Source organism: uncultured Pseudoteredinibacter sp. (assembly GCF_947500695.1).
Taxonomy (GTDB): Bacteria; Pseudomonadota; Gammaproteobacteria; order Pseudomonadales; family Cellvibrionaceae; genus Pseudoteredinibacter.
Window position 1 is genome coordinate 1 of sequence record NZ_CANMSS010000004.1, and the last position, 26,993, is coordinate 26,993.

At 46.5% G+C, this 26,993-nt stretch carries 25 protein-coding genes; 10 read left to right on the forward strand and 15 right to left on the reverse strand.

What is annotated here, in order from left to right; genetic code table 11:
• Window positions 1-342: 342 nt before the first annotated feature.
• On the forward strand, window positions 343-1,134 hold the full coding sequence (locus Q1A08_RS08670) for an isocitrate lyase/phosphoenolpyruvate mutase family protein (RefSeq protein WP_299771901.1): 792 nt from the start codon (window positions 343-345) through the stop codon (window positions 1,132-1,134).
• Between the two features lie 41 nt (window positions 1,135-1,175).
• On the opposite strand, the gene slyD is transcribed toward Q1A08_RS08670, so the two are convergent.
• Genes slyD through purM form a run of 4 tightly spaced genes read right to left on the reverse strand, consistent with a single transcriptional unit; the run spans window position 1,176 to window position 4,363 of the window.
• Window positions 1,176-1,664 carry a peptidylprolyl isomerase gene (gene slyD, locus Q1A08_RS08675; protein WP_299771902.1) on the reverse strand — a complete coding sequence of 163 codons (489 nt, stop codon included), beginning with the start codon at window positions 1,662-1,664 and terminating at the stop codon, window positions 1,176-1,178.
• A 15-nt stretch (window positions 1,665-1,679) separates the two neighbouring features.
• Entirely contained in the window at window positions 1,680-2,588 is a 909-nt protein-coding gene (locus tag Q1A08_RS08680; protein WP_299771904.1) for a DUF3108 domain-containing protein, read from the reverse strand.
• 51 nt (window positions 2,589-2,639) lie between these two features.
• On the reverse strand, window positions 2,640-3,308 hold the full coding sequence (gene purN, locus Q1A08_RS08685) for a phosphoribosylglycinamide formyltransferase (protein ID WP_299771906.1): 669 nt from the start codon (window positions 3,306-3,308) through the stop codon (window positions 2,640-2,642).
• A gap of 8 nt (window positions 3,309-3,316) precedes the next feature.
• Window positions 3,317-4,363 carry a phosphoribosylformylglycinamidine cyclo-ligase gene (gene purM, locus Q1A08_RS08690; RefSeq protein WP_299771908.1) on the reverse strand — a complete coding sequence of 349 codons (1,047 nt, stop codon included), beginning with the start codon at window positions 4,361-4,363 and terminating at the stop codon, window positions 3,317-3,319.
• Between the two features lie 372 nt (window positions 4,364-4,735).
• Here purM and Q1A08_RS08695 point away from each other — a divergent pair, with 372 nt between their 5' ends.
• Entirely contained in the window at window positions 4,736-5,980 is a 1,245-nt protein-coding gene (locus tag Q1A08_RS08695; RefSeq protein WP_299771910.1) for a DUF2066 domain-containing protein, read from the forward strand.
• Between the two features lie 144 nt (window positions 5,981-6,124).
• Window positions 6,125-6,841 (forward strand): DnaA regulatory inactivator Hda, encoded by a 717-nt coding sequence (hda, locus tag Q1A08_RS08700; protein ID WP_299771912.1) that lies wholly within the window; start codon window positions 6,125-6,127, stop codon window positions 6,839-6,841.
• Window positions 6,842-6,909: 68 nt separating this feature from the next.
• Here hda and Q1A08_RS08705 read toward each other — a convergent pair whose 3' ends face one another.
• The 5 genes from Q1A08_RS08705 to arsC all read right to left on the reverse strand — a co-directional run bounded on the left by Q1A08_RS08705 (window position 6,910) and on the right by arsC (window position 11,465).
• A complete protein-coding gene (locus tag Q1A08_RS08705; protein ID WP_299771914.1) occupies window positions 6,910-7,923 on the reverse strand; it encodes a hypothetical protein in 1,014 nt (337 codons plus the stop codon).
• A gap of 153 nt (window positions 7,924-8,076) precedes the next feature.
• Window positions 8,077-9,915: a signal peptide peptidase SppA gene (gene sppA, locus Q1A08_RS08710; protein ID WP_299771915.1), complete on the reverse strand. Its 1,839-nt coding sequence runs from the start codon at window positions 9,913-9,915 to the stop codon at window positions 8,077-8,079.
• Window positions 9,916-10,033: 118 nt separating this feature from the next.
• Entirely contained in the window at window positions 10,034-10,456 is a 423-nt protein-coding gene (locus Q1A08_RS08715; RefSeq protein ID WP_299771917.1) for a DUF2069 domain-containing protein, read from the reverse strand.
• An 8-nt stretch (window positions 10,457-10,464) separates the two neighbouring features.
• Entirely contained in the window at window positions 10,465-11,061 is a 597-nt protein-coding gene (wrbA, locus tag Q1A08_RS08720; protein ID WP_299771919.1) for an NAD(P)H:quinone oxidoreductase, read from the reverse strand.
• A 59-nt stretch (window positions 11,062-11,120) separates the two neighbouring features.
• Entirely contained in the window at window positions 11,121-11,465 is a 345-nt protein-coding gene (gene arsC, locus Q1A08_RS08725; RefSeq protein ID WP_299771921.1) for an arsenate reductase (glutaredoxin), read from the reverse strand.
• Window positions 11,466-11,735: 270 nt separating this feature from the next.
• Here arsC and Q1A08_RS08730 point away from each other — a divergent pair, with 270 nt between their 5' ends.
• The 3 genes from Q1A08_RS08730 (at window position 11,736) to Q1A08_RS08740 (ending at window position 16,108) form a co-directional block, all read left to right on the forward strand.
• The gene (locus Q1A08_RS08730) at window positions 11,736-13,043 is read left to right on the forward strand and encodes a YihY family inner membrane protein (protein WP_299771923.1); all 1,308 of its coding nucleotides are present in this window, start codon (window positions 11,736-11,738) and stop codon (window positions 13,041-13,043) included.
• A 37-nt stretch (window positions 13,044-13,080) separates the two neighbouring features.
• Window positions 13,081-13,596: a TlpA disulfide reductase family protein gene (locus tag Q1A08_RS08735; protein WP_299771925.1), complete on the forward strand. Its 516-nt coding sequence runs from the start codon at window positions 13,081-13,083 to the stop codon at window positions 13,594-13,596.
• 187 nt (window positions 13,597-13,783) lie between these two features.
• The gene (locus tag Q1A08_RS08740) at window positions 13,784-16,108 is read left to right on the forward strand and encodes a TonB-dependent receptor (protein ID WP_299771927.1); all 2,325 of its coding nucleotides are present in this window, start codon (window positions 13,784-13,786) and stop codon (window positions 16,106-16,108) included.
• A 62-nt stretch (window positions 16,109-16,170) separates the two neighbouring features.
• On the opposite strand, the gene Q1A08_RS08745 is transcribed toward Q1A08_RS08740, so the two are convergent.
• Both Q1A08_RS08745 and Q1A08_RS08750 read right to left on the reverse strand, forming a co-directional pair.
• Window positions 16,171-19,083: a prolyl oligopeptidase family serine peptidase gene (locus Q1A08_RS08745; protein ID WP_299771929.1), complete on the reverse strand. Its 2,913-nt coding sequence runs from the start codon at window positions 19,081-19,083 to the stop codon at window positions 16,171-16,173.
• Window positions 19,080-19,649: a hypothetical protein gene (locus Q1A08_RS08750; protein ID WP_299771931.1), complete on the reverse strand. Its 570-nt coding sequence runs from the start codon at window positions 19,647-19,649 to the stop codon at window positions 19,080-19,082. Before Q1A08_RS08750 ends, Q1A08_RS08745 begins: the two co-directional genes overlap by 4 nt.
• Window positions 19,650-19,918: 269 nt before the next feature.
• Between Q1A08_RS08750 and Q1A08_RS08755 the strand changes: the two genes are divergently transcribed.
• The 4 genes from Q1A08_RS08755 to Q1A08_RS08770 all read left to right on the forward strand — a co-directional run bounded on the left by Q1A08_RS08755 (window position 19,919) and on the right by Q1A08_RS08770 (window position 23,220).
• Entirely contained in the window at window positions 19,919-20,473 is a 555-nt protein-coding gene (locus Q1A08_RS08755) for a MarR family transcriptional regulator (RefSeq protein ID WP_299771933.1), read from the forward strand.
• Window positions 20,474-20,568: 95 nt separating this feature from the next.
• Window positions 20,569-21,963: a cytochrome ubiquinol oxidase subunit I gene (locus Q1A08_RS08760; RefSeq protein ID WP_299772603.1), complete on the forward strand. Its 1,395-nt coding sequence runs from the start codon at window positions 20,569-20,571 to the stop codon at window positions 21,961-21,963.
• Window position 21,964: 1 nt separating this feature from the next.
• Window positions 21,965-22,981, forward strand: a complete 1,017-nt coding sequence (locus Q1A08_RS08765; protein WP_299771935.1) for a cytochrome d ubiquinol oxidase subunit II — start codon at window positions 21,965-21,967, stop codon at window positions 22,979-22,981.
• 59 nt (window positions 22,982-23,040) lie between these two features.
• Window positions 23,041-23,220, forward strand: coding sequence for a hypothetical protein (locus tag Q1A08_RS08770; RefSeq protein ID WP_299771937.1), 180 nt, complete (start codon window positions 23,041-23,043; stop codon window positions 23,218-23,220).
• Window positions 23,221-23,272: 52 nt separating this feature from the next.
• Here the strand turns inward: Q1A08_RS08770 and Q1A08_RS08775 are convergent, their stop codons facing one another.
• The 4 genes from Q1A08_RS08775 to Q1A08_RS08790 form a co-directional block, all read right to left on the reverse strand.
• Window positions 23,273-24,025 carry an SDR family oxidoreductase gene (locus Q1A08_RS08775; RefSeq protein WP_299771939.1) on the reverse strand — a complete coding sequence of 251 codons (753 nt, stop codon included), beginning with the start codon at window positions 24,023-24,025 and terminating at the stop codon, window positions 23,273-23,275.
• Between the two features lie 44 nt (window positions 24,026-24,069).
• Window positions 24,070-24,834 (reverse strand): SDR family oxidoreductase, encoded by a 765-nt coding sequence (locus Q1A08_RS08780; RefSeq protein ID WP_299771941.1) that lies wholly within the window; start codon window positions 24,832-24,834, stop codon window positions 24,070-24,072.
• Window positions 24,835-24,937: 103 nt separating this feature from the next.
• The gene (locus Q1A08_RS08785; protein ID WP_299771943.1) at window positions 24,938-25,912 is read right to left on the reverse strand and encodes an NADPH:quinone oxidoreductase family protein; all 975 of its coding nucleotides are present in this window, start codon (window positions 25,910-25,912) and stop codon (window positions 24,938-24,940) included.
• Window positions 25,913-25,948: 36 nt separating this feature from the next.
• Window positions 25,949-26,974 (reverse strand): phosphotransferase family protein, encoded by a 1,026-nt coding sequence (locus Q1A08_RS08790; protein ID WP_299771945.1) that lies wholly within the window; start codon window positions 26,972-26,974, stop codon window positions 25,949-25,951.
• Window positions 26,975-26,993: the final 19 nt, after the last annotated feature.

Here is a 26,993-nt window from a genome sequence, read left to right on the forward strand (position 1 = left end):
GCGTTCGATTGGGGGAGTGGAATGCAATTAGTAACGCGGCTCCGAATTGGGGTCAGACCCTATAGGGTCTGACCCCGCCCTAATGGCATTTACAGAATTTTAGACTTGCTGTGGATATGCATGCGCCGACCTGGGGTTTTGACTAGTCGGTGAGTGTTGTAGCTTGTTATTGCGTTCGATTGGGGGAGTGGAATGCAATTAGTAACGCGGCTCCGAATTGGGGTCAGACCCTATAGGGTCTGACCCCGGCTTGGTGGTAAATAAACGTTTAGATCCGAATTCCGCCAGCCCTTTTAGCTTAAGGCTGTCATTCTTACTTCTCTTTGAGTTCGCGAGGATGTTATGAATATAGAAAAGGCTTTAAAGTTTAGGGAAATGCACGGCCGTGCAGATGGCATAGTATTGCTTAATGTTTGGGATGCGGCTAGCGCGGCGATAGTTCAAGCGCAGGGTGCTGAGGCTATAGCAACGAGCAGTGCTTCTTTAGCTTGGGCGAATGGCTACCCAGACGGAAACGCTATGCCGGTGGAAGTGCTTGTTGCGGCCGTTGGGAATATTTCTAGAGTTTGCAGGGTTCCGTTAACCGTTGATATTGAGGCTGGCTATAGCGATTCTGAAGGCGATATTCTTCAACTACTAGAAGGGCTGCTTAGTCTGGGTGTTGTTGGGATTAATATCGAAGATGGCCAATCTGAGCCGGAGGTGTTGGAAAGGAAGATACAAGCGATTCGAAATCACTTCGGGAGCGAGCGTTTATTTATCAATGCCCGCAGTGATGTGTATTTAAATGGATTGCACCCAAAAGACAGTTGTTTCACAGAGCTAAAGCGACGATTAGAGATCTATTCTCAAGCGGGAGCCGATGGTTTGTTTGTGCCGGGCTTATTAGACTTGGCGCTTATCAATGAACTATCCAGAGAATTGACGCTACCACTCAATGTAATGCTATCTTCAAGCGAAACTAAGCAGGCTGATTATATTGAGGCAGGTGTAAAACGAATTAGCTATGGGCCCGCTAGTTTCTTAGCTGTGTATGAAGGGCTTGGAAAATTCTCAAGGCGGCAAACTTCTGAATCTGAGCTTGATTATACTGCCATGAATGCACTAATGAGCGAACGGGGTCAGACCCTATAGGGTCTGACCCCGCCTCGAAGCCGAGATGCTGGCTGCGAGTATTAGTGCTCGTGGCCACAGCCTTCAGCGCTGTGCACGTGACCGTGTTGCAGCTCTTCAGGGGTTGCTTCGCGAATACCAACTACTTCAATCTCAAAGTTTAAAGTTTGTCCCGCTAGCGGGTGGTTGCCGTCGATGGTTACGGTGTCTTCGTCAACTTCGATAACTTCTACCGTTTGCATGCCGTTTTGAGTTTCGGCGTGGAAGGCCATGCCAACTTCAACTTGTTCTACGCCTTGGAACATTTCTTTTGGTAGTTCTTGCACTAGGTTTGGATCTAAGTCGCCGTAGCCTTGCTCTGGCTCAACGCTCACCTTAAAGCTGTCGCCAACTTTTTTGCCGTTAAGTTCGGCTTCTAGGCCAGGCACAATATTCTGAAAACCATGCAGGTATTCCAGCGGCGCTTCACCTTCAGAGCTATCGATAGTGGCACCATCATCATTTTTCAAAGTGTAGTGAATAATGCCCACTAGCTCGTTTTTAATTTCCATAAGTTCCTCAGTAATCTATTGACCAAGGCTGCTTAATTCAGCCTCGATTGCGGGCAGTTGGGTCGGTAATAACTCTTGGCTTTGCCCTAAACGAGGAGTTACAGTTTTGCCGTCAACCTCTGCACGCAGCAGGTCGATAGCGTAGGTTTTGCCGTCTTCTTCGGTTTGCTGCAGTTTAACTAGCAGGTAATCCCAATGTTTGGCCATCCAGATATAAGTAACGCGTTTTTTACCAGTGGCGCGTACTTTTTTAATTTTAACGGTGGCTATCTTGCCTAGGCGTGTATCTAATAGCTCTTCACCTACCATTTCGAATAAATAGGTTTTTAGGCGGCCGCCATCGGCGATATCGTATTTAAGTGTACGCTTACCATTAAGTAGATCGCTACGAAGCTGTAACTGATAGCTGAGTTTATCCAGCGCTCCGTCCGGGATATCCATGCGCCAAGGCTTATCTTGCACATTGTTGACGACTTTATGCTGCGCCCAATCAAATTCTAAGACCGCATCGCGACTGCGACCTAATCCTTCACGGTGATACTGATAGCGATTTGGCACCAATTGGCCTTCGGCCCAGTTGAAGCGTGAGCTTTCACGTAACTTTGCTAGCCAAGTGGAAGCGCTGAAAATCAGTTCATGTTCACCGTTTGGGTGTGTACCAAGCTCGCGAGTAGCTTCAATGGTAAAGCCAGAAAACTTGGCTTTATAGGTAGCGTGAAAAGGCTTGGGCAATTGGCTAGTTTGAGTAGCTAGCGTTACCGTTTCAGGCGTGCTTTCTATAACGGCTTCTGTATTAGGAAGCTCGGCAGCTGCAGTAGGCTGTTCAGTAGCATTCTCACTTTGTGCAAATGCCACAGTACTGGCTAAGCAAATGGCCAGCAGTCGGCTTGAATTAAGCAGCAGGGGACACAGTATTTTTAACATAAATCTTTGCTTGCAATGGCTATGGTCGATATTTGTTCAGTAAAGTGCCCTTTAACGGGCCTTTATTAGACGACCACTTATAGGCAAAGGTTCACCATTAAAAAGGCTAACATGGTTTTTGTTTTCTTTATGTAGTCTTAGGCGACCTTCGCAAAACCACTGAACGGCGATCGGGAACATATAGTGTTCTTGATACTGCACTTTTTTAGCGAGGCTTTCGGCACTGTCATCGGCTTCAATATCGACAGCCACTTGCACAATCGCCGGGCCACCATCAAGCTCAGCGGTGACAAAGTGTACGGTAGCGCCGTGCTGGGCATCGCCTGCATCAATCGCGCGCTGATGGGTATTGAGGCCTTGGTGCTTGGGTAATAAAGAGGGGTGAATATTGATCATGCGCCCCAAATAATGCTCCGTAAAGGCTGGGGTAAGGATGCGCATAAAACCCGCTAATACCACAAGATCGGGCTGATATTCATCGATTTTAGCTTGTAGGGCTTGATCAAAGGTTTCGCGATCGGCAAAACCTTTGTGATCCAAGCAAAGCGCTTCAATACCTGCGGCATCGGCGCGCTCTAAGCCTTTAACGGCAGGACGATTGCTGATAACAGCCACAATCTCGCCGCCTAATGCGTTTGCCTGCTGGCAATCGATCATGGCTTGTAAATTACTACCGCTGCCTGAAATCAGAACAACAATTCGAGCTTTCGGCTTGTTCATTTTGATGCTTACAGGCCTTTTAGCTCTACTTGCTCTTCGCCTTCAGCCGCTGGGGCAATTTCACCAACGATAAAGGCATCTTCGCCCTCGGCTTTTAATAGCTCGATCGCGGCTTGAGCTTTATCGGCAGGTACCGCGATGATCATGCCTACACCACAGTTAAAGGTGCGATACATCTCGATGGCATCTACATTACCAGCACTTTGCAGCCAATTGAACACTTCAGGCATTTGCCAAGACTGGGTGTCGATAACAGCTTTTGCGCCTTCTGGTAGTACGCGTGGAATATTTTCCAACAAGCCGCCGCCAGTAATGTGGGATAGGGCATTAACTTGGTTTTCTTTGATCAGCTTCAGCAAAGATTTAACGTAAATACGAGTCGGGGCCATTAGCGCTTTAGCCAGTGGCTGGCCAGCAAGATCTTGTTGCAGATCGGCGCCGGATACTTCAATGATTTTACGAACCAAAGAATAACCGTTTGAATGTGGGCCGCTAGACGCTAAACCAATTAAGGTATCACCCGCTTTAACTTGGCTGCCGTCAATTAGCTCGCTCTTTTCAGCAACGCCAACACAGAAGCCCGCTAGATCGTAATCTTCGCCTTCGTACATGCCTGGCATTTCAGCGGTTTCACCACCTACTAGCGCGGCGCCAGCTTGCTCACAGCCTGTACCGATACCGTCGACAACCGCAGCGGCAACATCGACGTTAAGTTTGCCTGTGGCATAGTAGTCCAAGAAGAATAGTGGCTCTGCACCGGCAACCACCAAATCGTTAACACACATGGCTACCAAATCGATGCCGATAGTATCGTGCTGGCCTAAATCCATTGCTAGGCGCAATTTGGTGCCCACACCATCGGTGCCAGATACCAGTACCGGCTCACGGTAGCCTTTTGGCAGCTCGCACAGGGCGCCAAAACCACCAAGACCTGCCATCACTTCCGGGCGACGGGTACGCTTGGCTACATGCTTAATGCGGTCTACCAGGGCATTACCAGCGTCGATATCCACACCGGCGTCTTTGTAACTTAAGGAAGGCTGTTTATCTGTCATGGCTAAGGTCTTCGAGTAGTCTAAAAAACGGGCGCGTATTTTAGCTTGAAAGCTCGCCAAGCTCATTAGTTTTATTGCCTAATTTGCATTTTCTTTTAGTGATTGCTGCCATTTGCTAGTGGCGAAGCTACAATGAGCCACTTATCTGGCGGGAGCGGAGCCAGAATTAGCCAAATGCTGCGGTTTGGGCTGGGGTTTAGCCCGAGTTCATACCGTTTTCGCTATAGTGCATAAAAGTTCGTAGCTGTTGGAACCGGCGCAGCATTTGGGCATCAATAGGCTTAATATTAATGGCTTGCTTTCCAAGATGCTGAAAATAGAAACGTACATAGCTGAAATAAAATTTTGAATACCGAGAAGATTGGGGGATATGTGGGCAAAGTAGTGGGCAAAAACACCACCTGGATGCTGATGTTTTGTGTGGCATTGCTGTCGCCGTTAAGTCATGCCGTAAAAGTAGAAAATCTGTACCGTGCTAGTTTCCCGGTCGCCGATCAAACCCCAGAAAGCCGTGACAAGCTTGCCGCTACTGGCTTGAGCCGTGTGATCGTGCGGGCTAGCGGTGCACGTGAAATTCCTGACAGCGAGCAGCTTAGAAGTGTGTTGGCCCAAGCCAACCGCTATATGCAGCAGTTTAGCTATGAAAATGCCGAAGAGGGCTATGTTGTTAACTTGGATTATGCCAAGTCTGCGGTCGATACTTTATTGCGTAAACTGGATCTGCCCATTTGGCCGGATAAACGCCCCCAGGTGCTGTTATGGTTAGCGCAGGATGATTTCCAGCAGCGTCAAATGGTCAATGTCGCCGAACAAGAGTTGCTGCTTGAAGCTGTGCAGCAGGTCGAAGCTGAGCGAGCTTTGCCTATTTCTTTGCCGGTTATGGATTTGGATGATCGCTTGGCTTTTCCGCTTGCCCAGGCTTGGTCTCTAAACGAGCAGAGCTTAATGGCCGCTTCTAGCCGTTATCAAAGTGATGTAGCGGTACTAGGGCGTCTGAGTATTACCGGTAGTGGCCAATGGCTGGCGTCATGGTTGTTGGCGGATCGTGGCAAATTACAGTTGTTTGATGGCCGCGCCGCATCCGCTGAAGAGTTAGTTCAAGATGGTTTAAGCCAAGTAGCTGATTACTTAGCTGCCCAGCACGCAATTATTGCCAGCCCAGTGGATAGCAAGCCCCACTATATGCAGCTTGATAATATTGCCAATTTTAAGTCTTACCGTAAGGTCTTGGATTATCTCAATAGCTTGGCCATGGTGCGTCACGCTGAGCCGGATCTGGTACTTGGCGAACAGCTGCGTTTGCGTTTGTTTATTGATGGACAGTTGCAGCAGTTGGTCGATGCGATTGCCTTGGATAAGGTGTTGCAGGCGAATCAGGCCATTGGCGAGGCCAGTCAGCAGGGCGTGCTGTATTATCAATTACCTCAGATAGATAATGTCTTACAGGCCTTGCCCCTACAAGGCGAAGGCTCTGGGCTCGCAGAAGAGGGCGCGAGTTTAAATCAAGGCTCTGCTGAACAAGTTATTCGCACAGATGCCAGTTCCCCAATCCGTGCTGACCTTAAATCAGAGGCTACGGCAATTGATGCCTCGCAGCGCCCGAAGCCTCCGCAATAAGACATTTATAGGTCTTATTGCCTGCCAAGTTATTGATTCTTAAATTAATTCTCTGAAAATTTAGCCCCAAAATCGATCTGGGGCTTGATTCCATAAAGAGCAAAAGGTTAAGCTCGCGCTTATTTTTTGCTAGATCCGATACCTGTGGAACAGTCGAACCCCCAACAATTGTCCTTGGGCGTAGCACTTGCTGATGGCGCCACCTTCGAGAACTTCTATACCATAGAAGGTTCTGGTGCTGCCCAGGCTGTTTTCGCATTGCAGACATTCTTGCAGAACCCAAGTGAGCATGGCTTTTTCCTTTGGGGTAGCAGCGGTAGTGGTTTGAGTCATCTATTGCAGGCTAGTTGCCATCAAGCCAATCAAATGCGCCAAAGTGCTCAGTATTTACCTCTTGCTGATTTAGTGGGCTTTGCCCCAGAGGCTTTGCTCGAAGGCATGGAGCGGTTCGACCTGCTATGTTTTGATGGCTTGCAACATGTTGCCGGCAAAGCTGATTGGGAGCAGGCGCTGTTTAACTGCTTTAATCGCAGTAAAGATAGAGGGCGCAAAATCATCTTTAGCGCCAATGCAAATCCCTCTGAGCTGCCTGTTAAATTACCAGATTTATCTTCACGTCTAGCTTGGGGCTTGAGCTTTCAGGTGCCCTTATTGGCTGACCGGGAAAAACTAGAAGCTTTAACCATGCGATCCAAAGCAAGAGGTTTGGATTTGCCTGAAGAAGTGGCGCAGTTTATTCTGAATCGAGCCCCAAGACATATTGGCGAGCTATTTGAAATCCTGGACCGTCTTGATAGAGCTTCTTTAAGCGAGCAGCGCAAGTTGACCATTCCTTTTGCCAAGCAAGTTTTGGGTATGTAGCTTGTTTTGAGCTGACCCCGTCTGCTTCTTCCTTGCTCTAGGGCGCAGTTCTACCAACATTCTGCAGGCTAATTGGCTTTCTCTAGGTATAGCTTTTCGGCAGGGTAATCGATAATCATATTGAGATATTGAAAAGCTGAGCCACCCAAGGCGCCATCTATTTTCTTATCCATCATAGCGGACATGTGTTTGTGGAAGTTGTCATCGGTGCGGCGTGCAAACCAAACTGGGCCGACACTAAACGTAGCTATTTTAATTTCGGGAACCTGTATCATTGCTTCTTTAATATAATCGTCACCGGCCTCAATGTATTTCCATTCTGGGTGTTTTGCTCGCCATTGATCAAATACTGAAGCGACCATAAAAGAGGCGGCCATTGTATTGCCTGCTATATCTATAATTGATTTGGCCTTGCTGCTGAGTGTCGCTTGTGCGCCGGTATCCAGCAGCAAATCAAGGCTTTGCCCATCGACAGTAACTGGCATTCGGGGGAAGGCCGTCGTGTAGTTGCCATGTTGATCTTTTTGGAAGCCTAGATTCAAAGCTTCCATTCTTGCTGAACTTTTGGGTAACTGATCCAGCACTGCAAACTGCTGTTCTGGATAGTTGATATTAATAATTTTCTCCGCATGCCAACGTCCACCCAAAAAGCCATCATAGCCGAGCTTGCCATCGTCAATTTTGCTGCTGGGCGCGATAAAAAGGTGACCTTCCATAAAGTTGTTTAAGCCTCCCTTAGGTATCGCTTTCCCTTTCGAAAAATTTGGCATGCTGCTTAACTTTACTGGGCCTCTTTTAGATGCTTTCTCGATGCTTGGCCACTGATATTTATCAAAAAGCTCCTGACTAATGACGTTCCAGCCACCGCCGGTATCTGTATAAAAACGAATCTTAGTGCCGTCAGTTAGTGTGGGGGTGAGATACACCAAATTGTTTTTGAATTCGGAAGGTAGTATTTCTGCGAAGAGTGCTTGAGTGGGGGTAGCTAATAGAAAGCTGGCGATAGTGATCTGAATTGATTTGTGTAGAGAGTGCTTACAGCTCTGTTTATTGCGTTGTTTATTGTTCTTGTAAAAACGCATATCAAAATCCTTTTTGCCAATAACAAAATGTAAAAAATGGGGCCAGGTCCCTACAGCAGCTGCAAAAAATGGGGTCAGATCCCTACAACAGCTGGGTATAGCTTTAGCTATGCCCAGCTGTTGTAGGGATCTGACCCCGGATAAATACTACTTTTAAGGCGCTGCACAAGCTACGCAGCGAGCATACATACCTTTCGGATCATTTAAACTATTAAGCTCATCAATCGCTTCAACCACTGGGCTAAACCAGCTCGCTAATTTTTGATTGATAGGTTTCAACCAAGGGTTAATGCTGGCTTTAGCATCAAGATTGTTGGCAAGCTCCTGCATAAATTGTTCGCTTGGGCTTAATTTACGCTTGATCTCAATAACATCATAATCGCTGATCTCGGCGCGCTCAGCGGCGGCTTTAATGGCATCGTTTAGCCCACCCAGTTTATCAACTAGACCATTCGCTAAGGCTTGCTCGCCGCTCCAAACACGACCTTGAGCAATTTCATTAATTGCCTCCGGGGTGCTTTCACGGCCTTCGGCTGCGATATCGAGAAACTGTTTGTATACCTGCTCAACACCTTGTTGCACAACACGCTCGGCCAATGGGCTTAGAGTGCGATCAACACGCATACTGCCAGCAAGCAAAGTGGTGCCTAAGCCGTCCGTATGAATGCCCAAATGCTTTAAGCTTTCTTCGAGGGTAGGGAAGGCGCCAAACACACCGATGGAGCCGGTAATAGTAGTAGGTGTTGCCCAAATTTCATCACTCGTTGCCGAGATCCAATAGCCACCAGAGGCGGCAACACTGCCCATGGAAACAATAACCGGGATGTCTTCTTGCAAGTCGAGCAGTTGCTGGCGAATAATTTCAGAGGCAAAGGCACTACCGCCGCCAGAATCTACACGCAGTACCAGGGCTTTGAGTTTTTCTTCCTTAGCTTGGCGAATCAATTCTGCCAGGGTATCGCCACCAATGGTGCCTTCAGGTTGCTCGCCATCTAAGATGGTGCCGCTGGCAACAATTAAGCCGACTTTGTCTTCTTTGCTATTAAAGTTGGGAAGCTCAAGGGCGAGATAAGAGTCGCTATCGATACCGCGGTAGCCATCGCCTTCTTCATTCTTGCCGACTTTTTCCTGCAGCTTGGCAAGTTGCTTATGGCGTGGCAGTAGCTCGTCTACATAGCCTGCTGATAGTGCCAATGCGGCGGAATCACCGTTAGCTTCGGCTAGGTGAGTATCCATATTGTTGATCAAAGCATTGATACTGCCGTTTTCCAATTCACGCAATGTTTCTACGCGCTGGGTATAGTGCGCCCACAATTGGTTTAGCCATTGTCCGTTGTGCTCTTTCGATGCTTCGGACATATCATTGCGCATATAGGGCTCTAGAAAATCTTTATACTGACCAACCTTAAAGACATGCACATTGACGGCAAGTTTATCCAGCGCATCTTTATAATAATTGCGATAAGACGCGAAGCCCATCAGGCTTACACCGCCCATTGGGTTGAGATAAATCTCGTCAGCAAAGGCAGCTAGATAATATTGGCTTTGTGAGTAGTAATCGCCAACCGCATAGACTGGCTTGCCACTGCTCTTAAAGTCTTCAATACTTTGGCCAAGTTCATCGAGCTTACTTAAACCGCCAGCCATGCCACCGAGATCCAATACCATTGAGTTGATCATGTCGTCGTCTTTGGCTTTTTCGATAGCCTTTTGAAGATCGCGCAGGCGGGTCTCGTTGCGGCTATTACTGCCCATTAGTTGAGCAAAAGGGTCTTGGGAGCTGAGCTGATCAACCAGGTAGCCAGATGGTGCAATGACCAGAGCTGTTTTCTCCGTAAGGGGTTTGGGCCCTTTGGGTTGTAAGGCCACAAAAAAGGCGATCAATAAAAATAAAAATAGAATATTCAGGACGATCCGGCGAAAGCCATTAATGGCATCCCAGAGCCCTGATAGTAGGCGCAGTATCAATGGGCGTTTAGCGGTTTCAGTCATATGCGATCCTTCTTAATCGGCTGCCTTTTGGGCAAGTATCTCTTAAATCAAACGTTGTTCTATCAGGCCAATGGTTTAATTTAACTGCAAGCGCTTTCTAGTAAAGCTTTGTTAGGGCTTACTCTGCTGCGCTGTTTTTATCGTGTTCGCGCCAATACTTTTGGTATTGAATCCAGCGACTGCACATCATCGCCGTAAAAAACAGCGTAATACTCAGTATCACTTGTAGCCAGTGGTAGCCTTTTACATGCTCCGCTGGCATACCAACACTGACCACAGCTGCCGTGAAATAGAACAAAATAATAAAGCAAAACCAGCTATAGGCTTTGTGATTTGCTTTTAACATGCTCCATAGGGGCAGTAATAAGGGCACTACCTGAAACAACCAAACTCCCCAGGCACCATTTTCATGGGTCAGGTTTAGCCAGCTGTATAGGGCAATCAAAGCGCCATAGCATAACCAATGTAGGCGTAGCCCCCAGTTCAGTTTGTTATCCAAATTAGCAATGCGCTTAACTTCTTTGACGGTGTTTTCACTCATTTGCGCACTCATTTAGCTAATAACTTTATCGCGTGTTTGGCTAGGCGTTGGCCCTGGGCCTTGGCAATTTGGCCCTCGTCTTCACTTAGGCTACGGCCTTCTTCACCGCCTAGGTGAGATGCGCCATAAGGAGTACCACCAGTTTGGGTGGTGCTCAACTCATTTTGAGAGTAAGGAACACCCAATAACACCATGCCTTGGTGTAATAACGGTAGCATCATGCTTAGCAGGGTGCTTTCCTGGCCACCATGAAGGCTGGCACTTGAGGTAAACACGCAAGCCGGCTTGTCGATTAAGTCACCATTCAACCAAAGGTCACTGCTCTGATCGATAAAGTACTTTAGCGGCGCTGCCATATTGCCAAAGCGGGTGGGGCTGCCCAAAGCAAGACCTGCGCAGTTACGGAGATCTTCTTTGCTGCAGTAGGGGGCGCCACTGTCTGGTATATCGCTGCTTGTCGCTTCACAGGTGGCCGAAACCGCTGGCACGGTTCTTAAGCGGGCTTCAAAACCTTCGCTTTCGATACCGCGTGCGATCTGCTGGGCAAGCTGTAAAGTGCCGCCTTGGCGACTGTAATACAAAACCAGAATATAAGGCTTACTCATAACTGTCTCTTTGTGGGCTTTAGGCTAAAACGTTATCTTTATAGGGTAAATGACGCTGTTTAGATCAGCTCTAAGACATTTTCCGGCGGGCGACCTAATACGGCTTTGTCACCCTTAACCACGATTGGGCGCTCGATGAGCTTGGGGTGACTGCACATGGCTTCAATTAAGGCTTTATCGCTGTGGCTATCATCGGCCAGCTTTAGCTCTTTATAGGCATCCTCACCCTTGCGTAGCAGTTGGCGTGGGCTTATTGCTAATTTGGCAAGGATATCGGCCAGCTCTTTTTCGTTCGGAGTATTCTCTAGATAAAGCACAATTTCAGGGCTGATGCCCTTTTCTTCCAAAATGGCCAAAGTTTGACGAGATTTTGAACAGCGTGGGTTGTGATAAATGGTGTACATAGCGAATTCCTTCAATAATCGCGACATGGTTCTCACGTAGGCTTCACCTAGCTTCAGTAGGCTTGCGCTTAATGGACTAAACTGCCTATTGTATGTCGATGAGGCAGTTAAGACTAATCCTAAATGCTGGTGCTAAGTGTACGCCATGCATAGGGAAAACTAGATTGCCATGATATAAAGGGCGCTTAGAAAAAGGGAATTTGCAAACGATATTATTCAATTACCCGTCGATGGGGTGAATACCCAACGACAACGACTACTGAGGACAATATGATTACGATTGAGACGGTAAAGCGTTTTATCCAGCAAATCATATTTCACTACCAGGATAAACAGTGCCAAAAGAGCGCTGCAGCCCTGACGTATATGACCTTATTTGCCATTGTCCCGATGATGACAGTGAGCTATTCCATGTTTTCGGTGATTCCCGCTTTCTCTGGCTTGGAATCCCAGCTGCAAGCACTGATCTTCAATAATTTCGTTCCCTCCACGGGGCAAGAGGTGCAGCAGTACTTATCCGGCTTCTCCTCCCAGGCCCGCAGCTTAACTTCGGTTGGTGTAATCATGCTGGTGGTGACCGCCTATCTAATGTTGAAAAACATTGAGGGCAATTTCAATTCCATCTGGGGAGTGAAAGAAGGGCGTAAAGGCCTGGCGAACTTTTTACTGTATTGGGCCGTGCTAAGCCTTGGCCCTCTATTGTTGGGTATGGGCCTAGCCGTAACCACCTATCTTTTGTCTTTAAAATTGTTTGAAGGGGTAGAAACTCAAGGCTTCTTTGCGGGCTTACTGGGCTTTTTACCTTTTGTGCTGGCGACCGCGGCGTTTACGCTTTTGTTTGTGGCGGTGCCCAATTGCAAGGTAAACCTAAAGCATGCGGCGATAGGTGGTCTGCTTACCGCGATTGCTTTTGAGCTGGTTAAAAAGTTGTTCGCCACTGTTGTGGGGATGACCTCCTTGGAAGTGATTTATGGCGCTTTTGCGGTTGTGCCTTTGTTTCTGGTGTGGATCTACGTCATGTGGATGCTGGTGCTATCGGGTGCTATTTTGGTGCGAGTTTTGTCTACTTTTTCTCAGGGAGCAGAAGGGCAGCACTATCCAGATTTGGTCGCGGCGTTGTTGGTTTTGTGGGCTTTCCATCAGCGTTGGCAGCAAGGTGAGAGTTTGACCGATAGGCATGCGGCCGAAGTGGGGGTGGATGGCCGTCAATGGGCAGGTATTCGTGAATCGTTAATTCAGCAGCAAATAATCGCTGCGACGAGCAATGGCGACTATGTATTAAGTAAAGATCTTTCCCGTGTACGTTTGCGTAGCTTGGCAGGGATGGTTGGAATAGAAAGCCAGTTACCAGGCGAATCTCGTTTCTTGCAATCTTTACCTTGGTTTCCTTCGGTGGCCGCTAGAATGTTGGCTATCGATCAAAAAACAGAGTTGGAATATGATGTTTGTTTAACCGAGGTGTTCGACACAGTTCCACAAACTTTAGAGTTACCTGAAGAGGATGCTTTGATCAGCGATGAAGGTGTTTTTCCTATTCATCAAGCTAAGCATGGTAATGGCTCTAATGATACCCAGTAGTAGAGTAAGCAATCGGGTGAAAGGGTTAGGTAGATTTGTGAAAGCTAAGCGATTTTCTAAAAACCTACTGGCTGGCGCCTTTGTGCTTGCCGGGCTGCTATTGAACGGCTGTGATAGCGCTAACAAGCTGCCACTGGCCAATGGCGAGGCTATAGATTTGCAAGCCGAGCAAACCCTAGTGATTAACTATTGGGCCGATTGGTGTAAACCCTGTCGCCATGAAATTCCAGAGCTCAATCAGCTTGATAAAGAAGAAGGCATCACTGTAATCGGTATCGACTTTGATAAACATCAGGGGCAGCAGCTGGATGATTTGATTGAGGATATGAAGATCGACTTTGCTGTGCTGGCCGGTGATCTAGAGCCCAATGCGATTCACCCCGAGCTCAGCAGACAGGCAAAAGCTTTGCCGATGACCTATTTAATAACAATACCTACGCAAGCTTCCGGTAAATCCGCACAGTTGAGCCCTGTTTTTTTGGGGCCGCAGACAAAGGAAGGATTGCTGAAAAAAATCAGTGCTTTTAAATCCATGCGCGCTAAAAGTAGCTAAGCGCTGGCCTTATCTCAATATTATTGAGTTTCTTTTAAGGTTTTATTAATTCTACCGCTATCGTGATGTCGCTCTCATTAAGGGTGACTTGCTTGCATTGTCATATTTACATCACCGCTCCGTCATAAAGCCTTGTTAGATTGCTTTGCGTTTTACGCTATCGCACCCTAACAAAGGACTTAATCTAGTGAAGCCGTCATCCGTTTTTTCTAAGTTGTTATTAAGTAGTGCCATTTCTGCCATTGCTATGCAAGCTGCCGCAGAGAATAGCGCGAGCAATAATCCTGTTTACGAAGAGATTATCGTAACTGCACAAAAACACAGCCAAAACCTACAAGATGTTGCCAGTGCTGTTACCGCCTTAAAAGGCGACCAGTTGGATGTTATGAATATCTCAGATCCTTTTGATATGAGTGATAAGGTTCCAGGTGTGGTGTTTAGTACGGTGCAAGGTTATCGTCGCACTGTCACCATTCGCGGGGTAGGTAATGAAATACCCGATAATGCCGGTACCAAGCCTGCGGTAGCTTTTCATGTTGATGGCGTGTTTTTAGCGAATGACTATGCTCTAAATGCAGACATGATTGATGTGGAGCGCGTGGAAATTACACGGGGCCCTGACGGCACCTTATTTGGTAATAGTTCTACAGGCGGTGCGATTAACGTTGTTACTAAAAAGCCAGGCTTTGAAGAATTTTCCGGCTATGTAGATGCCACTGTGGGTAACTTTGATCAGGGAAATATCCGTGCTGCTGTCAATGTTCCTCTATCTGATAGTGTCGCAATTCGTGTGGCGGCGGCTCATCGAGAGCATGAAGGCTATACGCAAAATGCCTACTTCGATGACTTTTACTTGGATGACGAAAACGATAACACCGTAAAGGTGCAGTTGGCTTGGGATATCAGCGATAACTTTTCGGCGCTTCTGCAGCATCAAATTTACCGCAGTGATACCAACGGCCCAGCATTAAAAGGGACTTTTGATACCGTATCCAGTGATCCTCGCAAGGTCTCCCATGACACTCGAGAGTTCTACAAACTGGACAACGACATCAGCAGTTTGCATTTAAACTGGGATGGCGAGTTGTTTAATGTCAGTGGTGTTTTTAGCTATCAAGAATACGATATGAAGCGCTTGCTGGATGTGGATCGTACCTCTCTGACCGCTAATGATCCTGCACCTTTACCATTGGAAGGGCGCTTGGATCTTCTGGGTGAGGCACCGCTGCCACAGTTTATCAGCGATCTTAAGCAGCAAGATGAATCAAAAACCGCAGAAATCAATATCACCTCAAATGACGATAGCTCACTGCGTTGGGTCTTAGGTGCCTTCTACTTAGATACTACGGTATTCAGTAATACCAGTAACTTTTTTGATGCCGGCCGCGACGGTAACCCAATTAGCCAGGTAATTGCGGGGCCCAATGTATTCGCAAATAACCCGGATTTGGATTTTATTAATGCGGACTACCGTAATTTTCAATCTCGTTCGATCTTTGGACAGCTTAGCTTCAATATTAGCGAGTCCTTCGCGATCACAGCAGGCCTGCGCCACACCAATAATGAGTTCCAAGATGAGCGTTGTAATTTCAACTGTGTACCTGATCGCGCCAAGATCTCTAGTCGCCCAGCAAATAAAACCGATAATGTGACTGGTAAGATTGCTTTGGAGTATCGTCATAGCGATGACAACTTACTCTATGCATCAATTGCCACAGGTGTAAAGCCGGCCGGCTCTAACAGCAGTAGCGATACTCGATTCTTTCCAGAAGTATTTGATAAAGAGTTAGTAACCGCCTATGAAATTGGCTCTAAGAATATGTGGTGGGATAATCGTGTGCGCTTAAATGCCGCGGCCTTTTACTACGATTATGAAGATTACCTGTTTGAATCCAGCGGTATTGGACGGTTCGCAGCGGGCGCATCTAATTTGCCAAAGGCAGAAATTTACGGCCTAGAAATTGAAGCCGATGCGGCGCTCAGTGACAGTCTAAATTTAGCTATTACCCTAACGGCGATGGAATCAGAAATTACCGAAGGGCGTGATGCCATTGACCGAGCCACAGCAGAAAACGCGACCACTGGCCTTCAAATTAGCGGTGCTTCCACTGAAGAGGTGAATGCTGCCCGTGAGGCAACAGCGGTTAATTTAACGGGTAATGAATTAGCGAAGATTCCAGACTTAGTGGCCAATATTCGTTTAAGCCACCGATTGGATTTAGATCAATTGGGCAGCTTAACAACAACCTTTAGCCACACCTATCGCGGTGAGTATTTCGCTCGCGTATTTAATTCACCAGAAAGAGATGTAGTGGCTTCCTACAATATCAGCCACTTAAACTTCCGCTACCAGCCCAATGGCGCACAGTGGAATACCGAGCTAAACATTCAAAATTTATTTGATAAGGATGCGATCTCATCTCGTCATACCGATACCTATGCGCTGGGAATGACCAGTAATCAGTATTTGGCACCTAGAACGGTGAGCTTGGGTGCGCGGTATAATTTCTAGTGTTTTTGCGTATCTACTTCAATGCTGCCGCCCATAAGGGCGGCGCTTGTCAACTTGGCTTCTTATTCTTCTACGAAGTTAAATTCTCGTTTGTACAGCGGCTTTCCATCTAATGTCTCCATTTCAAGGGTCCAAGTTCCAGGCATAAGTTGCTTGTCCTCGGGGGTGTCTCGAATTAAATAGTAACCTATTGTACTGGAAGAAAAATGCATAAAATAATGTGGGGCCTCTGAATCCTCTTTATTGCTATGCTTTGCGGCGTGGGTCCATTTCGCCTTCAGGGCCGTAGTGCCCCATTTGTCAGAGCTCGTGCTCTTATAGCCTCTTGTTTCGACTACGCTTCCAAAGGAAATTCCTTTTCTTAAAGAAATTGTTGTATCTGAACGGTCGAAACTATAATAGCCCTTGCTATCTTTTAGATAGACTCCGCTTTCTTTCTCCTTTACCCGTGCGTCGAAAATAGATGCTCCGCTAATTGTTTTCAAAATTGCTTTGAGCTTCATCATTTGGTTTTGGTCAAATTTAACCTTCCAGGTAAGTTCAGAAATAATGTTGCTAACAGTCCTTGCATACTTCTTCTTATTAATTCCATTGGTAAAATTATTTTTGCTTAGCTCATCTAGCTTTGAGAGACAAAAATCAATATTTCTATTCGTGCCTTCGCCAAGGCAGTGACCTCTCGCAATATATACCTTTGCTGCACCAATATTATTTTCTTCAGCTTTTAGATAGAATTTCATTGCTTGTTGCTCACTGGCACTTGATATGGATTTTTCGCGGTGCATGTGAGCAAGTCGAAGATACCCATTGTGGTATCCATTTTGAGCCGACCTTTCATACCAGTCGGCGGCTGCGTCCAGGTCTTTTTCGATCTTTTCTCCCCTGTGGTAGTGTGAGGCAATATTAAATTGTGATCGAGCATCACCAAGTTTCGCGGCTTTCTGGTAGTTTTGTAGTGCTTGTTGGCTACGTTTGTCCATGATCTTCGCTACATCAAGCCCATCGGCTATTTTGACATATTCCTCTCTTAATTGAACTTGATCAGACTCTTTGTGTGGCATAGGAATACCAAGAGTTCGCCTAATGAAGTGGTCTATATATAGTAGTTGATGTTGGCCGGTAAACCATGAGTTGTGCCCGTGAGCGCTATCAGTGTAGAACAGCGTTTCTACGGGTTTGTTTAATTGTTCAAGCCTCATTTTAAGACGGTTGCTTTGTTCAATGGGTGCTATTTCGTCTTGGTAACCAGCGATCAAGAGAGTCGGGGCTTTGATTTGCTCCGCCTGATACAGTGGAGATAGCTCCCAAAGTTCTTCCCGCATGCTGCCGAGGATTTTTTCGAAGCCTTCGGCAGTACCATCTATTTCATCTAAATTTCTGCTGTTGAATATAAGTGGTAAGTCATAAACCCCAAAAGCGGCTACAATACAGTCGTATTGATTAGGGTCTTTTATAGCGAGCATTACGGATGAATACCCTCCATAGCTGGTCCCCATTGCACAAAAGTTGTTAAATTGATATTTTTCTTTTACGTGCTTCACCGCACCACTGATGTCAGCCTCAATAGCCTTTCCGAATTGCGCCACTCCTGACTCTAGGAATTTCTTCCCATACCCCCATGAGCCACGAAAGTTAACTTGCAATATGGAAAATCCCCTATTAGAAAGAAATTGTGTTTGTCGATCAAAGTAATCGTTATCACGTACGCCGATCGGTCCTCCGTGTGGATTAACAATCAGGACTCCATTGCTATCCTCGGGGTGAGTGAGTATAGATTCAATTTGTTGGCCTTGCTCATTAGTAATGCTGAAGATTTCGGATCTGGTAAATGAGTCCCTGTCAATATTATCGAAAAAGTCAGCCACTAACCTTAAGTCAGATGTTTTTCTATCGTACAAAAAGTACTGGCCTGGATTGTCGCTTGAAAAAACCAATAGTAATAACTTTCTTTGGTTTTGATCGGAATCAGTAATTGCTATTTGTTGGCCTTTGAATGTTTCATCGAGATCCTTCTTTAAACGTATGTTTGAATTGGAGAAGTACTTGTTAACTAGTTGCCCGTGATCGATATATGAAACGCTTTCTAATTTTTTGCTGGTAGGATTTAGGGTTGCTTGTGTTAAGTCGTATTTGGGGTGCGAGTAGATTAAATCACCAAGGGACCTGCTTTTCAAATCATATTTATATAGGCCAACCAAGTCCGAATTTTCGTTGCTTAATACTGCTAGAGTGTTTTTGTCTATTAATCCAATAGGGTTGAATTTAAAGTCTTCGAGTTTAAATGTGGTTGCTAGCTGCCACTTTCTCATCCCTTCTAATAGGTAGTGAACATCTACAGTTTTGCTACCTCTGTTTATACTGGTGGATAGTAATTCCTTATCAGAGTCGCTGGAAAAAACAAAAAATGAAGACTTTGGTTGTCGGTGAAATATTTTTCCGGTCTCTTTAACCTTGTTTTTCATCAGTGATTCGAAACTAGCGTAATATAGTTTTTGATTTGGTTCGGTTTCACTTCCAGTATTGATTGAAAATAAGACAACTCCAGGTCTATTTACAAGATTGTCCACAATACGACCTTTAGCCCAAATGCGCTTTGCTTTGGTGTATGGGGTGCCATCTTCTTTGAGTTTGATGGGGAGAATAGCCTGAAGGCGGATATTATTACTCTTATGTCGGTAATCAATCAGTATTGTTTCTTTGTCTAACCACTCCAAGCTAAGAAGTCTTGCGGTCTTTTTGAACGAGAATGAAATAATTTCGTGTTTACTCATGTTTTCAGTCAATACTAATTCAATTAGTGTCCTGTCGTCGGCATGCTTAAATATAGCAATGTACTTGCCATTAGGACTCAGTGTTGCCTTTTGAGTATCAAAGTTTCTTAAAATGTCTTGATAAGGAATAACGCCAGCTGCCGCAATAGTGCTTATGGTCGATAGACTTAGGAGTAATAGAAAAGTAATTAGTAAGTTTTTCATCGTTTAACCCCTTTGTGTGAATTATCTTCGCCTGATTGCATCAGTTCGAAAAATCTGTCTTCCTTTTCCTTTGTGTATGTCATGGGGTTCTTTGACAACAAGTTTGGAAAGTTGGCTTTCATAAAGCTGTAAGCATAAGACGATCGATTTATGATTTGCATCTCGTTCGATCTGTTTTTACGGTTTATTTGAAAATCTCCAACATAGCTTACCGTTCCAGGAGAAACAGAAAAGGACCAGATATCACCTAACAATTCGTATCCGGTGTATTGGCCTGTTTTGACAGATTTAATTCTGTAGTCTCCAGGCGGAAGAGGGGTGAATAGGTAATCTTCGTTGTATCGTACATCGTCCTTGGTAAACATAATCTTTTTTTCGCCATCAATGACGATGAACTCTAGATAGAGGTCTGACGATAAGCCCAGTAACAAATAACCTTGCCCCTGTTCAATAGTGCGGTTTTCATCATTTTGAATAGTGGTCACTCGGCTAGCGCAACTGCTTAAGAGCAGTATGAAAAGGGAGACGCAGGTCAAAGATAATTTTAGATTCAAATAGCGAATCATGACACTTCCTCTGTGTAGAAAACTAATCAATTTTTAGGCGTGCAAATTTGCCATACTCTGGGTTAATTATCCAGCATAGGCGGGAAACAATTGAGGAAGAACTTGTAAGCCGGTTACTTTCGGTTTACGGGATCATATGTAGATAGATAGCCTCACACATAAATCATTTACCCCTTAAGACTTGATCTAGGGCAATTAAAGTTCTAAACTTTCAATAATTTCTGAAAATACAGAACCTGCTGAAATTAGTCGAGTTAAGGATTTGATTTATGACCATGACGCCGCAAATAGAGGCCTTTGTTTATCACTTTGGTGAGATGGGTAGTCGTTGGGGCTTTAATCGCACGGTGGGGCAGATGTATGCCTTGATTGTGCTGAGTGAGCACCCGCTATGCGCCAATGACTTGAGTGAAGCCCTGAATATCTCCCGGGGTAATGTCAGTATGGGCCTAAAGGAGCTGCAATCCTGGCGTTTGCTGCAGGAAAAACGCGTTCCTGGCGATCGTAAGGAATACTTCACCGCCGCTGGCAGTATCTGGGATATGGCGATTCGGGTGTTGGAAGAGCGTCGTCGTAGAGAGGTGGATCCAACGCTCAGCCTGCTGCGCGATACCTTGCTTGAAAAGCCCAGTAACGAGCAAGAAGTCTATGCCCAAGAGAAAATGCAAGAAATTCACGACTTGCTAGAGCTTTGTGGTGGTTGGGCTGATGAGTTATTAACCATGCCCCCTAACAAGTTGAAGACCTTAATGAAGCTAGGTAGTGGTATGGGCAAGGTTCTGGAGTTTACCGATAAGCTTACCTTGCGTAGCCCGGATATCTGACGTCTTTCCTAAGATTGGCTTTGTAGCCTTCTCGCTCTAAGCCACAGCTTTTCAAATCTCGCTTTTTTCAATCCACGAGGTACATCATGGATATTGTGATCGATACGATTATGTTATCGAGGGTTCAGTTCGCCCTGAATATCAGCTTTCATATCTTGTTTCCCACTATCACCATCGCACTGTGTTGGGCGCTGCTGTTTTTTAAAATTCGCTTACACCAAACCGGCGATGAAGTTTGGATGCGCTGTTATCGCTTTTGGGTAAAAATCTTTGCCTTAACTTTTGCTTTGGGTGTGGTTAGCGGTATTACCATGTCTTTTCAGTTTGGTACCAATTGGCCGGGCTTCATGGAAAAGGCCGGCAATATTGCGGGCCCATTACTGGGCTACGAAGTACTGACGGCCTTCTTTCTAGAGGCAACTTTCTTAGGGGTGATGTTATTTGGTATTGATCGTGTATCACCTCGTATGCATACCATTGCCACTGCGATTGTTGCCCTAGGCACCACAGCTTCGGCTTTTTGGATATTGGCGTTAAATTCTTGGATGCAAACACCTACGGGCTTTGAAATTCGAGGCGGTGTTATTTTCCCTGTGGATTGGTGGGCGGTGATATTTAATCCATCTTTTCCGTATCGATTCTTCCATATGTTATTGGCCTCTCTGATTACCGCTTGTTTTCTATTGATGGGTGTATCGGCCTATCGATTGCTAAAAGGTGATCACAAGCCTGCGCCTAGAATCACTCTAAAGCTGGCTGCCATGGTAGCGGCAGTGGCCGTGCCGGTGCAGATTTTTGTGGGGGATCTGCATGGCTTAAACACCCTAGAGCACCAGCCTGCAAAAGTGGCCGCGATGGAAGGTGTGTGGGATACCGAGCGTGGTGCCGATCTATTATTGTTTGCTTTACCCGATGAGGAAAAACGAGAAAACCATTTTGAATTTGGTATTCCCAATATGGCCAGCTGGATTCTCACTCATGATGCCAATGGCGAAATCAAAGGGCTGAATGAATTCAAAGGTGAGCACCCGCCAGTGGCGCCGGTGTTCTGGAGTTTTCGAGTGATGGTGGGTACGGGTTTGCTGATGTTACTGATTGCCTGGGCCTTAAGCTGGCAGCTATGGAGAAAGGGTGAGGCTAGCCCCTTGCTGCTCAGGGCGACGGTAGCAATGAGCTTCTCCGGCTGGTTAGCGACCTTGGCGGGTTGGTATGTTAGTGAGATTGGAAGGCAGCCCTTTCTGGTGCAAGGTGTGCTGACGACCTCTGAGGCCGCTACCACTATTCATGAAGGCAATGTGCTGTTTTCTCTGATTCTCTATGCGGTTCTGTATGGCGGCTTGCTTGTGGCTTATATCCACACGGTGTTTTTGATGGCGAGAAAATCGGCCAAGTTGGAAGCGCCAAATACCAATAATAGCGGTATTGAAACTGGGGGCAGCCCCCAATGGGATCTGACCCCGAGCAACACTCAAGCAAATAAAGGAGCCTAAAATGAATTTACTCGGTGTGTTAATTGATCCAAATTACCTAGGCCCAATATTTATCGGTCTAATGGCCTTGGCTGTATTGGTTTATGCAATTCTAGACGGCTATGATCTTGGGGTAGGTATTGTTCTACATCGCCAAGACGAAGCTATGCGTGATACCCAAATTGCTTCTATCGGGCCTTTTTGGGATGCCAACGAAACCTGGCTGGTGCTCGCCATTGGCTTGATGCTGATTGCCTTTCCTGAGGCCTATAATATTTTGCTGCAAGAGCTCTATGTGCCGGCAACCATTATGCTGGGTGGTTTAATTCTACGTGGAGTTGCCTTCGATTTTCGAGCCAAGGTAGCCATGGAAAATAAAAACCTTTGGGATCATATTTTTCGAGCGGGCTCCTTGATTGTTGCTCTCTCCCAGGGCTATATGTTGGGGCAATATATCTGTGGTTTTTCAGATGATAGTTTGACGATTGTATTTTCACTGCTTAGTGCCTTTGGCGTGGCCGCGGCATACAGCTATATCGGCTCTTGCTGGTTGGTGATGAAAACCGAAGGCGAATTGCAAAAATACAGTGCCAAGGCAGCTCGATTAAGTGGGCTATTAATGGCACTTGGTATTGCCTCGGTGTGTATTGTAAATCCTTGGATAAATCCCGAAGTTTATGATCGCTGGTTTAGCTTTCCTAATAATCTTTTATTGTGGGTAATCCCGATTATTAGTGCCGCGATATTTCTTTTTGCTGATCAGGTACTAAAACGCGTGCCAGCCGAAAATGATTATGGCTGTTGGATCCCCTTTGTTTTAGCCGTTGTACTTTTTCTAAACTGTTTTCAAGGTATTGTGGTGAGCTTTTACCCTGACGTTATACCCGGGCGCTTGAGCCTCTTTGATGCGGTGGCTGCACCAGAAGCCTTGGGCTTTATTTTCTGGGGCGCGGTGATTGTAGTGCCGGTAATTCTGGCTTATACGGCTTATTCTTATCGAGTGTTTTGGGGGAAGGCGACTGCTTTGCGCTACTTCTAGGCTTGTAGTGGGGTCAGATCCCAAGGGATCTGACCCCGAAGCTTATTTGGCAGATCAAGGTGAGCTATAAAGATGTTGATGCGTATAGTGATTCCTGGGATCGGTCGCAGGAGAAGCTTCAATTAATTGGTAAGAATATTGATTCGATCGAGATGAGGTATGCCTCGCACCTCTATGATGAAACGGATCCTTGGGTGGTGATCGAACAGTTGGAAAGAATGGTGGGCTTATTGGATTAATCGGCTTCGATGTGCGGTCAGATCCCTTGGGATCTGACCCCGTTTTGAGTAGTTAGATAGCAGATACTGCGCCATCTACAGCGATGGCTTGACCGGTCATATAGCTGTTACCTGGGGATAGGATCAGCATCATGGCATTTACCATTTCTTGAACGGTACCGTAGCGACGCATTGGGCAGCCGCGCACTAGCATATCTTCCACGCCATCTTCTTTTAGCATGCCTGCACCAATATTGGTTGGCGAGAAAAATGGGCAGATGGCATTTACGCGTACGTTTTTGGAGGCGTATTCCACCGCAGCGGTTTTGGTAAGGCCGATTACGCCGTGTTTTACTGCAGCGTAGGGGCCAAGCTTAGGTGCGCCGCCGATGCCAGCCATAGAGCTAACATTTAGAATGGCGCCGCCATCTTTTAGCATATTGGGAATCTGGTGCTTCATTCCCAACATAACGCTCTTCAAATTAACTTCATACTGACGATCAAAAATATCACCCGTTTGCTCGTGGGTTGCTAGCATTTCATGACCAACGCCGGCATTGTTTACCGCGATATCCAAGCGACCAAACTTTTCTACAGCGGCCTGCACTAGTGCTTGGCAGTCTTCTTCTTTGCTAACGTCACTGCGCAGTAATACGGCATCTTCGCCATAGGCTGCACTGGCTTCTTCTAAGCCGGCAATATTAATATCGCCAAGCACCAGTTTTGCGCCACGCTCGTGCAAACCTTTCGCTAATACGGCGCCAAAGCCACTGGCGGCGCCGGTAATTAAGGCAACTTTACCGTTAAAATCTAGTAATGAATCCATAGCTTATCTTCTTAGTAAGGCCAGCCATGCGGCGGGCCTGAAAATTAAACGATCATACCGCCGTCGACGACGATACACTCACCAGTGGTGTAACTTGATGCATCCGATACCAAGTACAAAACGGTACCAGCCATTTCACGAGGCTCGGCGTGTCGTTTCATTGGAATCTTATCTACGGCCATCTGGTAGATCTCATCGTGGGTAAACAGGGCACCGGCGAATTTGGTTTTGGTCAAGCCAGGTAGCAGTGCATTACAGCGGATGCCATGTTCAGCACACTCACGGGCGAATGCTTTGGTCATGCTGACAACCGCCGCTTTAGTGATGGAGTAAATAGCTTGTGCAGGGCCAGGGTGAATGGCATTCACAGAGGCGGTATTTACAATGGCGCCGCCACCGTTTTCCTTCATCAACTTGCCAGCTTCAATCGACATAAAGAAGTAGCCGCGGATATTCACATCGACTGTCTTATTGTAAGCACCTAAATCGGTATCTAGGACATGGCCAAAATAAGGATTGGTTGCGGCATTGTTCACCAGAATATCCAGCTTACCGTGCTTCTCACGAATGTAATCGAAGGTATTACTGATGTCTTCCATGTTGCCTACGTGGCAAGCTAAAGCTTCGGCACTGCCGCCAGCTGAAGTAATGGCGTCAACTACGTTTTGGCAGCCTTCTTTTTTACGAGAAGTTACCATCACGTGAGCACCTTGCTCAGCTAATAATTTGGCTATCTCTTCACCAATGCCACGGCTGGCGCCTGTTACTAGGGCGATCTTGCCGTTTAAATTAAATAATTCTGTACTCATGTTGCGCTCCAAAAATCGCGGGTGGAGTTGTTTTTAATATTGCAGCTTTTTCTTGTGTGACTATGGCACTTTTAATTTGTGATTATGGTGCTTTTACCTGTGATTACGGTACTAGGACCATTTTGCCTTTTACCTGACGGCCCATAACTTTCTCTAGGGCGGCTTTGGCATCACTTAGTGGCAGCGCCTCATCGACAACTACTTTAACTTTACCTTGTAGGTACCAACCTAATAGTTCGCGCATATTGTCAGCAAAGTCTTTTGGCTGGTGAGCTGTAAATGAACCCCAGAAAACGCCAATTACAGAGTAACCTTTTACTAGGGCTAAATTCACCGGGAACTTAGGGATCTCGCCAGAGGCGAAGCCGATAATTAATAGGCGGCCGTTCCAAGCCATGCAGCGGCTGCTGGCATCAAAGGCATCGCCACCAACGGTGTCGTATACCACATCAATGCCTTTGCCATCGTTAATCGCTTTTAGCTCGGTTTTTAAGTCATTCTCTTTGTAGTTAATAAGAATGTCGGCGCCGTTTTCTTTAGCCAGTTGCAATTTCTCTTCGCTGGAGCAAGCGGCAATAACAGTAGCGCCCATAGCCTTACCAATTTGCACGGCGGCCAAACCGGTACCACCGGCAGCACCAGTTACTAACAGGGTCTCACCTGGCTGGATGTTGGCACGCTGTTTTAGGGCGTGGTGTGCGGTAGCGTGTGCAGTGGTTAGGCCTGCGGCCTCTTCATCGCTAATGCCATCTGGAATTGGAATAAGGTGTGTGGCAGGGCAAAGGGCCTTTTCAGCATAGCCGCCAACACCGACAAAACCGATAACACGATCGCCCGCTTTTACATGACTTACACCATCACCTACTTCACTGATAACACCAGCAACTTCAGAGCCTGGGGTAAAAGGGAAGGGCGGCTTCATTTGATATAAGCCTTGTACCATTAAGCCGTCTGGGTAGTTTACGCCAGCCGCTTTAATATCCAGAACGACATTACCTGCACCTGCTGCGGGTGCATCTACGTCTTCATAGCTGAGTTTTTCTAGTGGGCCAAACTCGTGGCAAACAATCGCTTTCATTCTCGTTTCCTTGTAATTATTTTTCTGGCTTTAATCTTATGCTTTTGCAATGGTATCCAGAGCAAACTGGGCCATTGGTTTTACATAGGCACCCATACCAGCGGCTTTCTTGCTGGAGGCGTTACCGTCGGCGGCGCGCTTGGCAACACCTTGAATAATGGCCGCAAGGCGGAAGTAGCTAAAGGAAATATAAAATTCCCAGTTTGGAATTGAATCCATACCCATACGCTTGCAGTACTGAGCCACATATTCTTCTTCTGAAGGAATGTTCAGCTCGGCGCGATCGACACCCATTAAACCTTTCATATCACCGGCGCCCGGCATGCGTAGCTGCATACATTGATAGGCAAGATCGGCATAAGGGTGGCCAAGGGTGGAAAGCTCCCAGTCCAATACCGCGATAATATTCTGATTGTCTTGATCGAACATTACATTGTCTAAGCGGTAGTCACCGTGCACCAAAGAAACTCGACCATCGTCTTCTGGCTGATTGTTTTCAAGCCAATCAATCAACTGGTCCATTTCTTCGATTTTATCCATCTCTGAAGCGCGGTATTGCTTGGTCCAGCGATCTAGCTGACGGGCAAAGTAATTACCAGGCTTGCCGTAATCTTCTAGGCCAGCAGCTTTTAGATCAACGCTATGCAGGGCCGCTAGAACACGGTTCATTTCGTCGTACATTTTTCCGCGTGCGGCATTATCGACTTCGGGGAGCTGGGCATCCCAATGTACATTGCCATCGCAAAATTCCATGACGTAAAACATAGAGCCAATAATGTCGCGGTCTTCACAAAGATGGTAAACCTTGGCTACTGGCACGTCGGTATCGGCAAGGGCTGCCAACACGCGGTATTCTCGGTCAACGGCGTGGGCACTTTTCAGTAACTTGCCTGGTGGCTGGCGACGTAAAACATAAACGCCAGACTCGGCGCTGATTTTAAAAGTGGGGTTGGACTGGCCGCCGGGAAATTTATCCGCGCTGATAGGGCCTTTGAATCCTTCGATATTGGCTTCTAGATAGCTTGCCAGTTTAACCACATCTAATTGGCTAACATCTGCCATGGTGATTTCCTCGTATTTT